General features: G+C 60.5%; 12 protein-coding genes. 7 read left to right on the forward strand and 5 right to left on the reverse strand.

Annotated features, from left to right (window positions below; translation table 11 throughout):
- Nucleotides 1-217: 217 nt before the first annotated feature.
- The 7 genes from purM (at nucleotide 218) to V8689_RS20270 (ending at nucleotide 8,721) form a co-directional block, all read left to right on the forward strand.
- Nucleotides 218-1,276 carry a phosphoribosylformylglycinamidine cyclo-ligase gene (gene purM / locus V8689_RS20240; RefSeq protein ID WP_056786521.1) on the forward strand — a complete coding sequence of 353 codons (1,059 nt, stop codon included), beginning with the start codon at nucleotides 218-220 and terminating at the stop codon, nucleotides 1,274-1,276.
- Complete coding sequence (gene purN, locus V8689_RS20245; protein WP_056786524.1) at nucleotides 1,276-1,926, forward strand: phosphoribosylglycinamide formyltransferase; 651 nt, start codon at nucleotides 1,276-1,278, stop codon at nucleotides 1,924-1,926. The genes purM and purN overlap by 1 nt, the downstream gene beginning before the upstream one ends.
- A gap of 8 nt (nucleotides 1,927-1,934) precedes the next feature.
- Nucleotides 1,935-2,648 (forward strand): DUF3108 domain-containing protein, encoded by a 714-nt coding sequence (locus V8689_RS20250; RefSeq protein WP_003193062.1) that lies wholly within the window; start codon nucleotides 1,935-1,937, stop codon nucleotides 2,646-2,648.
- A 439-nt stretch (nucleotides 2,649-3,087) separates the two neighbouring features.
- Nucleotides 3,088-3,276: a hypothetical protein gene (locus tag V8689_RS20255; protein WP_003193064.1), complete on the forward strand. Its 189-nt coding sequence runs from the start codon at nucleotides 3,088-3,090 to the stop codon at nucleotides 3,274-3,276.
- Nucleotides 3,277-3,462: 186 nt separating this feature from the next.
- Complete coding sequence (locus V8689_RS20260) at nucleotides 3,463-5,388, forward strand: IucA/IucC family protein (RefSeq protein WP_056786529.1); 1,926 nt, start codon at nucleotides 3,463-3,465, stop codon at nucleotides 5,386-5,388.
- A complete protein-coding gene (locus V8689_RS20265; RefSeq protein WP_056786531.1) occupies nucleotides 5,378-6,598 on the forward strand; it encodes an MFS transporter in 1,221 nt (406 codons plus the stop codon). The genes V8689_RS20260 and V8689_RS20265 overlap by 11 nt, the downstream gene beginning before the upstream one ends.
- Before the next feature lie 2 nt (nucleotides 6,599-6,600).
- On the forward strand, nucleotides 6,601-8,721 hold the full coding sequence (locus V8689_RS20270) for a TonB-dependent receptor (RefSeq protein WP_056786534.1): 2,121 nt from the start codon (nucleotides 6,601-6,603) through the stop codon (nucleotides 8,719-8,721).
- Between the two features lie 65 nt (nucleotides 8,722-8,786).
- On the opposite strand, the gene V8689_RS20275 is transcribed toward V8689_RS20270, so the two are convergent.
- The 5 genes from V8689_RS20275 to cysM form a co-directional block, all read right to left on the reverse strand.
- Complete coding sequence (locus tag V8689_RS20275; RefSeq protein ID WP_003193073.1) at nucleotides 8,787-9,332, reverse strand: DUF2058 domain-containing protein; 546 nt, start codon at nucleotides 9,330-9,332, stop codon at nucleotides 8,787-8,789.
- Between the two features lie 25 nt (nucleotides 9,333-9,357).
- Nucleotides 9,358-10,191: a nucleoside triphosphate pyrophosphohydrolase gene (gene mazG / locus V8689_RS20280; RefSeq protein WP_056786536.1), complete on the reverse strand. Its 834-nt coding sequence runs from the start codon at nucleotides 10,189-10,191 to the stop codon at nucleotides 9,358-9,360.
- Nucleotides 10,192-10,344: 153 nt separating this feature from the next.
- On the reverse strand, nucleotides 10,345-12,588 hold the full coding sequence (gene relA, locus V8689_RS20285) for a GTP diphosphokinase (RefSeq protein ID WP_003193076.1): 2,244 nt from the start codon (nucleotides 12,586-12,588) through the stop codon (nucleotides 10,345-10,347).
- Nucleotides 12,589-12,709: 121 nt separating this feature from the next.
- Nucleotides 12,710-14,062, reverse strand: a complete 1,353-nt coding sequence (rlmD, locus tag V8689_RS20290; protein ID WP_056786538.1) for a 23S rRNA (uracil(1939)-C(5))-methyltransferase RlmD — start codon at nucleotides 14,060-14,062, stop codon at nucleotides 12,710-12,712.
- Nucleotides 14,062-14,964, reverse strand: a complete 903-nt coding sequence (cysM, locus tag V8689_RS20295) for a cysteine synthase CysM (RefSeq protein WP_003193080.1) — start codon at nucleotides 14,962-14,964, stop codon at nucleotides 14,062-14,064. The genes rlmD and cysM overlap by 1 nt, the downstream gene beginning before the upstream one ends.
- Between the last annotated feature and the right edge of the window lie 64 nt (nucleotides 14,965-15,028).

Here is a 15,028-nt window from a genome sequence, read left to right on the forward strand (position 1 = left end):
CGCTAGCGAGCTCAAGGCTATACCTTAATACGCACGATTACCGGCCCGATTTGCATTTTTTTGAGCTCATATGCCCTGCCCGTCGGCCCGAGGATGGCCGCTGCCCCTCAAGCCTGATAAAATCGCGCGCCTTCGCAGACCGTCAACGGCAGGGCCCTTTCCAAAAGCCCCCGCCCGCCCGGTCGTTACCCAGAAATCCCCCCTAAAGGCCTGGATCATGAGCAAGCAACCCTCCCTGAGCTACAAGGACGCCGGTGTAGACATCGACGCCGGTGAAGCATTGGTCGAACGCATCAAGAGCGTCGCCAAGCGCACTGCGCGCCCTGAAGTCATGGGTGGCCTGGGCGGTTTTGGCGCCCTCTGCGAAATCCCGGCCGGCTACAAGCAGCCTGTACTGGTGTCCGGCACCGACGGCGTGGGCACCAAGCTGCGCCTGGCGCTGAACCTGAACAAGCACGACAGCATCGGCATCGACCTGGTCGCCATGTGCGTCAACGACCTGGTGGTGTGCGGCGCCGAGCCGCTGTTCTTCCTCGACTACTACGCCACCGGCAAGCTCAATGTCGAGACCGCCACCCAGGTCGTGACCGGCATCGGCGCTGGCTGCGAACTGTCGGGTTGCTCCCTGGTAGGCGGTGAAACCGCTGAAATGCCAGGCATGTACGAAGGCGAAGACTACGACCTGGCTGGCTTCTGTGTTGGCGTGGTGGAAAAAGCCGAAATCATCGACGGCTCCAAAGTCACTGCTGGTGACGCCCTGCTCGCCTTGCCATCGTCCGGCCCGCACTCCAACGGTTACTCGCTGATCCGCAAGATCATCGAAGTGTCCGGCGCCGACATCAAGAACATCCAGCTCGACGGCAAGCCACTGACCGACCTGCTGATGGCGCCGACCCGCATCTACGTCAAGCCACTGCTCAAGCTGATCAAGGACACCGGTGCCGTCAAGGCCATGGCCCACATCACCGGTGGCGGCCTGCTGGACAACATCCCGCGCGTCCTGCCAAAAGGCGCCCAGGCGATTGTCGACGTGGCCAGCTGGCAGCGCCCGGCAGTCTTCGATTGGCTGCAAGAGAAAGGCAACGTCAACGAAACCGAAATGCACCGCGTGCTCAACTGCGGCGTGGGCATGGTGATCTGCGTTGCGCAGGAACACGTTGAAACCGCGCTGAACGTGCTGCGTGAAGCCGGCGAGCAGCCTTGGGTCATTGGCCAGATCGCCACTGCCGCCGAAGGCGCAGCCCAGGTTGAACTGAAGAACCTCAAGGCTCACTGATGCCCCAGACCTGTGATGTCGTGGTGCTGCTTTCCGGCACCGGCAGTAACTTGCAGGCCCTGATCGACAGCACGCGCACCGGCGACAGCCCGGTGCGCATCGCTGCGGTGATTTCCAACCGCAGCGACGCCTACGGTCTGCAACGCGCCCGTGACGCGGGTATCGATACTCGCTCTCTGGATCACAAGGCGTTCGACGGTCGCGAGGCCTTCGACAGCGCCTTGATCGAACTGATCGACGCCTTCAACCCCAAACTCGTGGTCCTTGCCGGTTTCATGCGCATCCTCAGCGCAGATTTCGTCCGGCACTACGAAGGGCGCCTGCTCAATATTCACCCTTCCCTGCTGCCCAAGTACAAAGGCATGCACACCCATCAGCGCGCCCTCGACGCCGACGACAGTGAGCATGGCTGCAGCGTGCACTTTGTGACCGAGGAACTCGATGGCGGGCCTCTGGTCGTACAGGCAGTGGTTCCGGTAGAGTCAGGCGACTCGGCGCAGACGCTTGCGCAACGGGTTCATACCCAGGAACACAGGATTTACCCGCTGGCTGTTCGCTGGTTTGCCGAAGGACGGTTGATTCTTGGCGATCAGGGTGCATTATTGGACGGCCAGTTACTCGCGGCCAGCGGCCACTTGATTCGAACCTAGGAGATTTTATGCGTCGCGCCCTGCTTTTCGCTTTTGCGCTGTTCGCTTTGCCTGCCGTACAAGCGGCAGACCTTCACCCCTTCTCCGTCAGCTACACCGCCGACTGGAAACAACTGCCCATGAGCGGTTCGGCTGAACGCAGCCTGGCCAAGAATGGCGACGGTACCTGGACCTTGAATTTCAAGGCCTCGATGATGATTGCCAGCCTGACCGAAACCAGTGTGATCCTGTTCGACAAGGACACCCTGCAACCCAAGAGCTACAGCTTCGAACGCGGCGGCCTGGGCAAGGCGAAGAAGATCAACCTGGACTTCGACCAGAGCGCCAAGAAAGTCACCGGCTTTGAAAACAAAGACCCGGTCAATGTCACTCTCGAAAGCGGCATGCTCGACAAGTCCACCTATCAGCTCGCCTTGCAACGCGATGTGGCTGCGGGCAAAAAGAGCATGAGCTACCGCGTGGTTGAGGGTACCGATACCGATACCTACGACTTCCGCGTGATCGGCTCGGAAAAGGTCCAGACCAAGGTCGGTTCGATCGACGCGATCAAGGTCGAGCGCGTGCGTGATCCGTCGCAGAGCAAGCGCATCACCCAGATGTGGTTTGCCAAGGACCAGGGCGGCATCCTGGTTGCCCTGCGTCAGGTTGAGACCGATGGCAAGGAATACAACATCATGCTGCAGGATGGCACCGTTGACGGTAAGGCCGTCAAAGGCAGCTGATTGCTGATGCACCGGAAAGGAGCCTCGCTGAATGCGGGGCTTTTTTTCGCCTGGCATTTTTAGGGGGAGCCACTACCGCTATCGCAGCATAGGTATCTACACAACTTCGGTACGACGCTAAACCTGTGGCGAGGGAGCTTGCTTCCGTGACGACCGGACACCCGACGCCCATCCACCTGGCACCCCGCGATCTAATTGTGGGAGCTGGCTTGCCTGCGATGGCGGTGCCGAGGTCAATCTGGCCTCCCTGAACATGAAACTTTTGTCATAAAGCCTCTGCCATGGCGACGCAATGCCCGGTTTACGCGGCCTCCAGCATTGTTGCGCTTCCTGCAACGAATTATTGCGCGCAAAATCAGTTTACTTAGCAAGCTAACAAATCATATAACAGAGGCCTGCGACGACTTGCCGCAGATCAACCAGAGATTGGAGCAAGCAGATGACTGTAAAAGTAACTGAACGCGACGATGAACATATGTCCCATGAAGCAGTAGGCCACGGGATTCACATCTGGGATGTCCATCAGCAAGACGTATTGGTCGGCATGTTTCACAACGAGAGCGACGCCCACAATTATAAAAACGAGCTCGAAACTCTCGAACTGCAACGCCAGGCAAAAAGCTCCTGAAGCTCTGAAATCATGTGGACGCCCGGCCCACGCAGCCGGGCCGTTTACGAGAAACCGCGCCTTTTGAGCGCGGTTTTTTTGTCAATAATCGCCATAAATTAATGTAACAAAAACACACACAAATAATGATTCTCGATATCATTCGTTCGCTTTTCATTCAGGCTCACGAATCAGGGAATCAATTAGATGCATGGAAATAGCAGCAAGCCAGAAAACGCGTTACTGGAACGCTGGAGCGAAGCACTTGCCACTGCGCAATTTCAGGCCAGCCACATCAGCCTCCAAACCCTGATCAATACGCTGGCACCCGCCGCCGAACGTAGCTTCCAACGCCTGATCCAAGCTTTGTTTCGTGAAAGCCTGCTGGACCCCAGCACCCTCATTTATGACGAACATGGGCATTGCTCACTGACACTGCCTTGCCAGGCCCGACTGCGTTTCGAACATTTGCGTCCTGGCCGCATGGCAAGCTGGGACCTGCGCGGCGAAGTCATCCTATTGCGTGAAGGCCAGCCCGAACAGAAAATCCAGTTCCCCTCACAGTTATTGACGTTGCTTAACGCCAGCCTTGAGTCGCCTGCCGACCAGGAAGTGCTCAACCGCCTCAACGTCGAGATCGACGACAGCTTCATCAACGACACCTTGTGCCTGGCCTTCCATGAGCAATGGACGCTCAAGCTGCATGCGTCCATGGGCCCGGAGCACCAAGACAATCTGCTGAATCATCTCAAAAACAGCCAGAGCGTTATCAACCCAACCTCCGTGCTTGAACAATGGGGAACACTGGGTCACCCATGGCACCCCAACTACAAGACCAAGCTGGGCCTGAATACCGAGCAAGTCATCGACTATTCGCCAGAGTTCGAAGCACGCTTCCCGGTGCTGCTGTGCGCGCTACATCGCCAATTTGCCCATGTCGAAAAGTTGGCCGGTACCGCCGATTACTGGCAGTGGTGGAGCGAGCACTTCCCGCGAGCGGCACAGCAATTGACCGAAGTCCTGCAAGCACAGGGCCTTCAGGCAGGCGATTATCTGCCATTGCCCGCCCACCCTTGGCAGGCACGCCAGGAACTGCCCCAACTGTTCGCCAACGAAATCGGCGACAAGCTGCTGGTGCTGACCGATATCGTCGCGTTCACCGCCCACCCCACCATGTCGTTCCGGACCGTCTTGCCTGAAGGCCGTTGCGATGCGCCCATGGTCAAACTCCCAGTGTCACTGCGACTGACCAGCGTACAGCGCACCGTATCGCCGCGCTCAGCGCGCATGGGCCCACGGATCAGCCATTTGCTACTGAGCATCCTGGAACGTGAGCCTGCGATCCAGAACATCCTCAGCATCATTCCCGAGCGGATCGGTGTGCATTTCCAGCCACAACCGACCAATGACGAGCACTCCCGCCACTTGGCAGTGCTCTATCGCGACAATCCCCATAGCCAGCTCCAGCCAGGGGAAATGGCCGTGCCAGTGGGCAGCCTGTTTGCCATTGATCAACACGGCCAGCCGCTGCTGAGGCAATGGGTGCGCCTGAGCCAAGGCAAGGATAACGCGGCGGCCATGCTCGCGTTCTTCCATGACTACGCAGCGATCACCGTGCCAGCACTGCTGGGCATGTACTTGCGTTATGGCATCGCTTTTGAGGCCCATCAGCAAAACTCCTTCATGGTGATGGCCGCAGACGGACAATTGAGCCGCCTGCTGTTGCGCGACTTCGGCGATATCCGAATCGACCGCAAGACCTTGCACGCCCACGGCCTGGACATTGAACTGCACGACCCGAAGATGACGCTGTACGACGACGCCGGTTTCGTACGGGACAAACTCCTGCACACCGTATTCATGTGCCATTTGGGCGAGCTCATCCTGCTTGCCGCGCGCCACTTCGACGTCCCCCAGGCGCTGCTCTGGAATGAACTGTCGGCTCAGGTCAGCCAGGGTTTTGACGACCTGCGCGCGCAGGTTGACCCGCAGCGCTGGGCCACCGAGCGTGAAGCACTGCTGGAGCACGCGTGGCCGGCCAAGTCGTTCATGCGCATGCGCCTGCTGGAGAGTCATGCCGATATCGTCGGGCGATTGCCTAACCCGTTGAGCGCGGCCGCCAATGCCGACTAACAACACAGCGCTGCGGCTGCTGGTGGTGATTCAGTTGGTGTCCATGGGGGCGATGGAAATGAGCGGCCCGTTCTGGCCGCTGCAAATCCAGAAGCTGCTGGGCGTTGCCAATGCCCAGTACACCGGTCTGCTGTCTTCGCTGGTGTATGCAGGGCCGATGATGGCGGCGATGATCCTCACGCCTATGTGGGGAAGACTGGGCGACCGCACCGGTCATAAGCTCATGATTATCCGCGCGCTGCTGGCGTTAGCGGTGTGCCAGGCCCTGGCTGCAATTACACCTGATCCATGGTGGCTGGTGGCTATCCGTGTAGTACAAGGCGCATTGGCTGGTTTCATCGCCGCTGCCCAAGCTTACGCGCTGGCCAGCTGCGGCGACGGCGGACGGGGGCACATTCTTGCCCGACTGCAATCAGCCACCGCCGTAGGCTCCCTGGCCGGGCCAGTGCTGGGCGGCTGGCTGATGGACATATCCGGTTTCGCATTGCTGTGCTACAGCGCCACCGCCGTCTGCCTGTTGTGCGCGATAATCAGCGCGTTTTTACCCAGCGACTCACCACGATCGAGACCTGCCCGTACACCCAAGCCTGCCGCACTCCCCAAAGGCTGGATTGGCGCGATGCTGGGGATCATCGTATTGATCCAGGCAGCCAGGATGATGCCGCAACCGTTTTACGCCCTGTACGTCGCCCAGGTTTTGCACGCACCCGCGTGGCTGATCGGCGCCAGCTATGGCGCCAGCGCCTTGACCCTGGCACTGTCCGCGCCGTTGTGGGGCCGCCTGTTCGATCGGCATCAGCCAGCCCATACGCTGCGCATCATCGAGTGGGTCACGTGGGCCTGCGCCTTCACGCTGGCCTGCACGGCACTGGCCAGTGAATGGTCGGGTTTTATCGCCAGCCGGCTGCTGTGGGGCGTGTGGCAGGGTGCTTTGTTGCCCGTGGCCTACACACTGATCGCCACTACCGTAGCGCACAACCAGCAGGGTTTTGCCCTGGGCATGGGCAATAGCGCCGCCAAAGCCGGTGCGCTGTGCGGCGCCTTGTTGGGCGGTATCGGCATGGGGTGGGTGGGCCTGGCGCACAGCTTCTGGCTGGTCGCACTCACCTATGCCCTGGCCGCCGTAAGTATCCGCGCCATCCGTGCATTCGCGCGAGCGCCTGAGACATCCGATTTTTCTGTCAATACTTCTAATAACTCTGAGACATGATCATGAACACATCGCAATGGGCAGTACTGCTGCCACTTCTTGGGTCGATAAGCGCCCCTGCATGGGCCGATCAGACCGAGCAGACACCGGCAACGCCGACCAGCTTGCAACTGCAGGCGACCGTGGTATCGGCCACGCGCAGCGAAACCAGCATTGCGCAGATTCCAGGCTCGGTGCAGGTGATCAATGAAGCGCAAATCCGCCAACAGACGGGTGCAGGACGTCGGGTCGCCGATATCCTCGGCCAACTGGTGCCTGGCATTGCGCCTTCCAGCGGCGGCATGAGCAACTTCGGCCAGACGCTTCGCGGGCGTAATACCCTGATCCTGATCGACGGGGTTTCGCAAAACGCCACGCGCGATAACTTCCGCCAGCTCAACAGCGTGGCACCAGAAAGCATCGAGCGTATCGAAGTGATCTCCGGCGCCAGCAGTGTCTACGGCGCAGGCGCATCGGGCGGCATCATCAACATCATCACCAAACGCAACCAAGGTGAAGACCTGGCGTTCAGCAGCAAGATCGGCATGACCGCCGGCAACAACTTCAGCCACAAGGGGTTCGCTTATCAGGCGTTCCAAAGCGCCACGGGCCGCAAGGGCCCGGTGGACTGGTATCTCTCAGGCAATACCGTACAGCGCAACGATCAGTTCGACGGTAATGGCAAGCGCATTCCCCAGGACACGTCCCAGGGCAGCAACATGGACACCGATACCTACGACCTGCAAGGTCGCTTCGGCTATGAGCTTGATGATGACAAGAAGATCAGCCTGTCGCTGCAAGACTATAAAGACGAACAAGACACTCGCTACACCAAGAACCCCCGCATCACCAGCGACGCAGTCGCGGTAAAAGGCCTGGACCTGGGCGACCAACCCTACACCCATAACCAGGCGGTCAACCTCAACTACGCCGACAAGGATTTTTACGGCCAGGGCTTGCAGGTGGAAAGTTACTGGCGGCGGGCGGATGCACTGTTCTTTCCAGACCTGTCCCGGGGCCGGGCAGGCGTGTCAGACAACAACAGCGTGCAGGACGTCTACGGTCTGCGGGCGGCAATCGACACACAAATGCCGGACATCGGCCCGGCAACGGGCAATCTGGTATGGGGCGCGGACTACGACCATGAAACCTCACGCCAGCGTGGCGACCAGTACCGGGTCAATGGCCTGACCTACACCAAAACCGGTACCACGTTCGAACTGGGCCCAGATATCGAGACCACCACCAAAGCCATCTTTGGCCAACTGTCCTACGACATCGACAACTGGACCTTGCGCGGTGGCGTACGTCGCGAGTGGATTGAGAGCAAGGTCTCCGACAGCATCGCATACGGCGAAATCGTCCAGACCGGCAACCGCGCGACACTGCCCGGTGGCACGCTCAAATATGATGACACGCTGTATAACCTCGGGGCGGTGTACCACCTGACCGACAACCAGGATGTGTTCGTCAACTTCAGCCAGGGCTTTTCCCTGCCGGATATCCAGCGCTTCCTGCGTGATGTGAACAGCAAATACGATATCCAGGACCTCAATGCCCAGGCCCTTAAAGTCGACAGCTACGAGCTGGGCTGGCGTGGCGATTGGGACAAGTGGCAGGCCAGTGTCACCGCGTATGAAAACACCTCGGATGTCACGCAGTTCTATGATGCCAATGATCGTGTGCTGCGCCTGATCAATCAGAAAGAGCGCGTACGTGGCGTCGAAACCGGCCTGACCTATAACATCACCGACCAATGGTCCGTCGGCGGTACTTACGCGTACGCCAAAGGCGAGACCCAGCAGAACGGCAAGTGGATCGACTTGCCTGCCACCCGTATCTCTCCCGCCAAGACCACAGCCTTTGTCGGCTATGAGCGTGACGACTACAGCCTGCGCTTGCAGGGTATGCGCCTGGCCAATTACGACGCGGCGGCCAAGGACAACAACGGTCGCGATATCCAGGGCTACACCCTGGTCGACCTGCTCGGCTCGGTAAGGTTGCCGGTAGGTCGCCTCGAAGGTGCGGTGTACAACCTCACCAATCGCAACTACCAGAACATGTTCGCCCAGGCCAACGCCCGCGCACCGTACCCGAATGCCGAGGGTCGTACCTTCAGCCTGAGTTACGCCGTGGATTGGTAACAGGCTGGTGCTGCACGTTTAAATACAAACCCCGCCTTTTGACGGGGTTTGTCATTTCTAGATGCTTACCACATCAGATCATCAGGGATCTGGTAAGCGGCGTACGGATCATCCTCATCCGGCACCTGGCTTTCGGTGAGGATGTTGAGCTGCACGATACGCTCCGGAGCACGCTCCTGGATCTTCAGCGCTGCCTCGCGCGGGATCACCTCGTAGCCGCCACCGTGGTGCACGATTGCCAGGGAGCCGTTGCTCAGCTTGTTGCGCATCAGCGTGTTGACCGACAGGCGCTTGACCTTCTTGTCATCCACGAAGTTGTAGTAGTCCTCGGTGGTCAGCTTGGGCAGGCGCGAGGTCTCGATCAGTTGCTTGACCTGGGCGGTACGCGCCTTGGCCTCGGCTTTTTCCTGCTGCTGACGGTTCAGCTCCTGGTCACGCTTGACCTTCTCGGCCTGGGCCTCGGCGGCCAGGCGGGCCTGGGTATCATCGACTTCGGCCTGGCCTTTGTGGACCAGGCGCTGCTGTTTCTGTTTCTCTTTGCCGACCTGCTTGGCCTGCTTTTGGTTGACCAGACCTGCTTTGAGCAACTGGTCGCGAAGGGAAAGGCTCATGGTGCTTACTCACTTAGGCAACTGCTCAACCGCAGCTGGACACATTCTTTTCCTGACGTTTGGCTTCACCCCAGAGGGCGTCCAACACTTCGAGGGTGCAATCTTCTATGGGTTGGTGTGTATCGCGCAATGCCTGTTCGATAAATCGGAAACGTCGTTCGAACTTGGCATTGGCGCCGCGCAAGGCGGTTTCCGGGTCGACCTTGAGGTGACGCGCCAGGTTGACCGCGGCAAACAGCAGGTCGCCGACTTCATCGGCGATGGCTGCCGAGTCGTTATCGGCCATGGCTTCGAGCACTTCGTCCAACTCTTCGCGCACGTTGTCCACCACCGGCAACGCGGACGGCCAGTCGAAACCGACCTGGCTGGCGCGCTTTTGCAATTTGGCCGCACGGGACAACGACGGTAAGGCGGTGGGCACATCGTCGAGCAGGGAGAGTTGCTCGGGAGCGTCGGACTTTTCTGCGCGCTCCTCAGCCTTGATCTGCTCCCAGCGCTGCTTGACCTGCTCTTCGCTCAACTGCGGGATATCCAGCGGCGCGTACAGGTCGCCGGTTGGGAACACGTGAGGATGCCGGCGAATCAACTTACGGGTAATGCTGTCGATCACGCCGGCAAATTCGAAGCGCCCTTCTTCCCGTGCCAGTTGGCTGTAATACACCACCTGAAACAGCAGGTCGCCCAACTCGCCTTGCAGGTGATCGAAATCGCCGCGCTCGATGGCGTCGGCCACTTCATAGGCTTCTTCCAGCGTGTGCGGGACGATGGTGGCGTAGGTTTGCTTGATGTCCCACGGGCAGCCGTATTGCGGGTCGCGCAGGCGGTTCATCAGGTGCAGCAGGTCTTCGAGTGAATACATCGTATCTCTTTCCGCTGAATATCTAATGTGGGAGCTGGCTTGCCTGCGATGCCGGCGACTCGGTGCTTCAATTGAACCGAGGTGATGCTATCGCAGGCAAGCCAGCTCCCACAGAAAACAGCTCCACATGTCAGTCAGCAATCATCCAGCTATTCATGGAGTGCGGTTGCGCCGGGTTTCGATGATGTTCGGCAACTGGGAAATCCGCCCCAGCAGCCGCCCGAGTGCGTCCAACCCCGGAATCTCGATGGTCAGCGACATCAACGCAGTGTTGTCTTCCTTGTTCGAGCGGGTGTTGACCGCCAGCACGTTGATCCGCTCGTTGAGCAGCACTTGCGAGACGTCACGCAGCAAGCCGGAACGGTCGTAGGCACGGATGATGATGTCCACCGGATACGTGAGCACCGGCACCGGACCCCAGCTGACCTGGATGATTCGCTCGGGTTCGCGCCCGCCCAGTTGCAGCACCGAGGCGCAGTCCTGGCGGTGAATGCTCACGCCACGGCCCTGGGTGATATAGCCGACAATCGCGTCGCCCGGCAGTGGCTGGCAGCAGCCGGCCATTTGCGTCATCAGGTTGCCCACGCCCTGGATCTGGATATCGCCACGCTTGCCCGGCTTGTAGCCAGTGGCTTTGCGCGGGATCAGCTCCAGCTGTTCGTTGCCGCGCTCCGGCTCGACCAGTTGCTGGGCCAGGTTGACCAGTTGCGCCAGGCGCAGGTCGCCCGCGCCGAGGGCGGCGAACATGTCTTCGGCGATCTTCATGTTGGCCTTTTCGGCCAGCTTGTCGAAGTCCACCTGAGGCAGGCCAAGGCGCGCCAGTTCGCGTTCAAGCAAGGTCTTGCCGGCGGCGACGTTCTGGTCACGCGCCTGCAGTTTGAACCAGTGGACGATCTTCGCCCGCGCCCGCGAGGTGGTGATGTAGCCCAGGTTCGGGTTCAGCCAGTCGCGGCTCGGCGTGCCGTGCTTGCTGGTGATGATCTCGACCTGTTCACCGGTTTGCAGGCTGTAGTTGAGCGGCACGATGCGCCCGTTGATCTTGGCGCCGCGGCAGTTATGGCCGATTTCGGTGTGCACGCGGTAGGCGAAGTCCAGCGGTGTGGCGCCCTTGGGCAAGTCGATGGCGTGGCCGTCAGGCGTGAAGATATAGACCCGGTCCGGCTCGATATCCACCCGCAGCTGTTCGGCCAGGCCGCCGATGTCGCCGAGTTCTTCGTGCCATTCCAGCACTTGACGCAGCCAGGAAATCTTCTCTTCGTACTGGTTGGACCCGGCCTTGACATCGGTGCCCTTGTAGCGCCAGTGCGCGCACACCCCCAGCTCGGCCTCTTCGTGCATGGCGTGGGTGCGGATCTGCACTTCCAGCACCTTGCCTTCAGGGCCGATTACCGCCGTGTGCAGCGAGCGGTAGCCGTTTTCCTTGGGGTTGGCGATATAGTCGTCGAATTCCTTGGGGATGTGCCGCCACAGCGTGTGGACGATACCCAGCGCGGTGTAGCAGTCGCGCATTTCCGGCACCAGCACGCGCACCGCACGCACGTCGTAGATCTGGCTGAAGGCCAGGCCCTTGCGCTGCATTTTGCGCCAGATGGAATAGATGTGCTTGGCGCGGCCGCTGATGTCGGCGTCCACGCCGGTAGCTTGCAACTCCGAACGCAACTGGCCCATCACGTCGCTGATAAAGCGCTCGCGGTCCAGGCGCCGCTCATGCAGCAGCGTGGCGATCTGTTTGTATTGGTCGGGTTCCAGGTAGCGGAAGGACAAATCCTCCAGCTCCCACTTGATATGGCCGATGCCCAGGCGATGAGCCAGCGGCGCGTAGATGTCGAAGACTTCGCGGGCCACGCGGTTGCGCTTTTCGTCATCGGCGGTCTTCACCGCCCGGATCGCGCAGGTGCGTTCGGCCAGCTTGATCAGGGCGACGCGTACGTCGTCGACCATCGCCACCAGCATTTTGCGCAGGTTCTCTACCTGGCCCTGGGTGCCCAGCACCATCGACTGGCGCGGGCTGAGGCTGGCGCTGATGGCCGCCATGCGCAGCACGCCGTCGATCAGCTTGGCCACCACCGCGCCGAAACGCTGGCTGACCAGCGGCAACGCAATATGCCCTTCGCGCACGCCGCGATAGAGCACGGCGGCGATCAGCGAATCCTGGTCCAGCTTGAGATCGGCGAGGATCTCGGCGATTTCCAGGCCGGTGCGAAAACTTGAAGTGCCTTCGGCCCACAGGTTCTTGGCCGCATTGTCTTGCTGTTCAGACTCACGAGCGAACTCGCAGGCTGCTTTCAAGGCTTCACGGTCCAGTGCCGGGTCGACACTGACGGCATGATCCAGCCATGCCTCGAGATTGATACTGCCGTCGGTGTTGATCGGCTGGTGTGCTCTCACCTGTACCATCTTGCTTACCTTCCCTACGACGCACCTTCGATGCGCCAAAATCATCGCCGACTTTTACTGCGAGCTCCGTGGCAGTGTTCAGGCCCTGGAGAACGCAGGCCAGTCGGATTAAACGGGCATCCTAGCCCGCTTCAAATAACGCCATGGCCTCGACATGCGCGGTCTGCGGAAACATGTCGAGGATCCCGGCACGCTTTAGCCGGTAGCCTTGCTTGACCAACTCAACCGTGTCCCGCGCCAGCGTGGCTGGGTTGCAGGACACATACACCAGGCGCTTGGCCCCCAAGGCTGCAAGTTTGCGCACAACCTCCAGGGCACCATCGCGGGGTGGGTCCAAGAGTACCGCAGAAAAGCCCTGTTTGGCCCATTCTGCGTCGGTCAAAGGCTGAGACAAATCGGCCTGAAAAAACTGTGCGTTATGCAAATGGTTGCTGACGGCATTGAGCGACGCACGCTCCACCATTGCCTGTACGCCCTCCACCGCCACCACTTCGCGCACATTGCGAGCCAGTGGCAGGGCAAAGTTGCCCAGGCCGCAAAACAGGTCCAGTACCCGTTCGTCGGCTTGTGGCGCCAGCCATTGCAGCGCTTGGGCGACCATCGCCTGGTTGACCCCGGCGTTGACCTGCACAAAGTCGCCCGGCCGGTACGCCAGCTCCAAGTCCCAGGCATCCAAACGAAAGCCCAGGGCCTGACCCGGCTCAACGGGCTCCGGCTGCCCTTCCCCGTGCAGCCACAATTGGGCGTCATGGAAGGCGCAGAATTCCTTGAGGATCTGCAGGTCAGTCTCGGACAACGGCGCCATATGCCGCAGCAACACGGCGATGGACGAACCGCTGAACAACTCCACATGCCCCAACGCCTGCGGTTTGCTCAGGCGACGCAGCATCGTTGGCAAACGCTGCATGATCGGTTGCAAGGCCTGTACCAGTACCGGGCAATCATTGATAGCAACGATGTCCTGGCTGGCCACGGCGCGAAAACCCACTTCAAGCTGTTTGGCCTTTGCATCCCAACGTACGGCCACGCGGGCGCGGCGCCGATAACCGAACTCCGGCCCGCTCAACGGCGCTGCCCACTCCTGCGGCTCGACGCCGGCCACCCGAGACAATTGCTCGGCGAGCATGCGCTGTTTCAGGGCAAGTTGTTCTTCATGGGGCAGGTGCTGCACGCTGCAACCGCCGCAGCGGCCAACATGGGCGCAGGGTGCCGGGCGACGCAACTCACTGGCCTGAAATACCCGCTCGGTGCGCGCCTCGACCACTTTGCCATGGGCGCCCAACACCCGTGCTTCCACCTCTTCACCGGCCAACGCACCATTCACAAACCAGGTGCGGCCTTCAAAGAACACGATGCCCCGGCCGTCATTGGCCAGGCGCTCGATGGTCAGGCGCTGTTTCTTGCCCACGGGTATCTGTGGGGCCCGGCTGCCGCCCGTCGGTTGGAAGCGCAGGCCTCTCTCGTGCTTGGCCATCAGTTGGGTTCGTCGAAAATGCCGGTCGACAGGTAACGGTCGCCTCGGTCACAGATGATCGCGACGATCACCGCGTTTTCCACTTCTTTGGACAAGCGCAACATACCGGCCACGGCGCCACCGGAGGACACGCCGCAGAAGATGCCTTCTTCACGGGCCAGGCGGCGCGTGGTGTCTTCGGCTTCGCGCTGGGCCATGTCGATGATGCGGTCTACTCGCGTGGCGTTGTAGATCTTCGGCAAATACTCTTCGGGCCAACGGCGAATACCGGGGATGGCCGCGCCTTCCATCGGTTGCAGGCCGACGATCTGGATCGCCGGGTTCTGCTCCTTGAGGTAGCGCGAGTTGCCCATGATGGTACCGGTGGTGCCCATGGAGCTGACGAAATGGGTGATGGTGCCCTGGGTCTGGCGCCAGATCTCCGGGCCGGTGCTGGTGTAGTGCGCCTCGGGGTTGTCGCCGTTGGCGAACTGATCGAGCACCACGCCACGGCCTTCGGCGGCCATGCGCTCGGCAAGATCGCGAGCGCCTTCCATGCCTTCTTCCTGGGTCACCAGGATGAGCTGGGCGCCATAGGCGGTCATCGCCGCCTTGCGCTCGGCGCTGCCGTTGTCGGGCATGATCAGCACCATCTTGTAGCCTTTGATCGCTGCGGCCATGGCCAGGGCGATCCCGGTGTTACCGGAGGTGGCTTCGATCAGGGTGTCGCCGGGCTTGATCTGCCCACGCAACTCGGCGCGGGCGATCATCGACAGCGCAGGGCGATCTTTGACCGAGCCGGCCGGGTTGTTGCCCTCGAGTTTGAGCAACAGGGTATTGCTGGTTTCACCCGCCATGCGTTGCAAGCGGACCAGGGGCGTGTTGCCGACGCAATCGGCGATTGTTGGGTACTGCAAGGTCATGGCGTATTCGCAATCCAGACTGCGGGGCGCACATCATACCGGGAAAGGCCGGCGGGCCATATCA

The organism is Pseudomonas sp. AK181, from assembly GCF_051122975.1.
In the GTDB taxonomy this organism is placed as follows: domain Bacteria; phylum Pseudomonadota; class Gammaproteobacteria; order Pseudomonadales; family Pseudomonadaceae; genus Aquipseudomonas; species Aquipseudomonas lactis.

Coding starts and splice junctions, on each gene's coding strand:
- purM (WP_056786521.1), top strand. CDS start 218: ATGAGCAAGCAACCCTCCCTGAGCTACAAGGACGCCGGTGTAGACATC.
- purN (WP_056786524.1), top strand. CDS start 1,276: ATGCCCCAGACCTGTGATGTCGTGGTGCTGCTTTCCGGCACCGGCAGT.
- V8689_RS20250 (WP_003193062.1), top strand. CDS start 1,935: ATGCGTCGCGCCCTGCTTTTCGCTTTTGCGCTGTTCGCTTTGCCTGCC.
- V8689_RS20255 (WP_003193064.1), top strand. CDS start 3,088: ATGACTGTAAAAGTAACTGAACGCGACGATGAACATATGTCCCATGAA.
- V8689_RS20260 (WP_056786529.1), top strand. CDS start 3,463: ATGCATGGAAATAGCAGCAAGCCAGAAAACGCGTTACTGGAACGCTGG.
- V8689_RS20265 (WP_056786531.1), top strand. CDS start 5,378: ATGCCGACTAACAACACAGCGCTGCGGCTGCTGGTGGTGATTCAGTTG.
- V8689_RS20270 (WP_056786534.1), top strand. CDS start 6,601: ATGAACACATCGCAATGGGCAGTACTGCTGCCACTTCTTGGGTCGATA.
- V8689_RS20275 (WP_003193073.1), bottom strand. CDS start 9,332: ATGAGCCTTTCCCTTCGCGACCAGTTGCTCAAAGCAGGTCTGGTCAAC.
- mazG (WP_056786536.1), bottom strand. CDS start 10,191: ATGTATTCACTCGAAGACCTGCTGCACCTGATGAACCGCCTGCGCGAC.
- relA (WP_003193076.1), bottom strand. CDS start 12,588: ATGGTACAGGTGAGAGCACACCAGCCGATCAACACCGACGGCAGTATC.
- rlmD (WP_056786538.1), bottom strand. CDS start 14,062: ATGGCCAAGCACGAGAGAGGCCTGCGCTTCCAACCGACGGGCGGCAGC.
- cysM (WP_003193080.1), bottom strand. CDS start 14,964: ATGACCTTGCAGTACCCAACAATCGCCGATTGCGTCGGCAACACGCCC.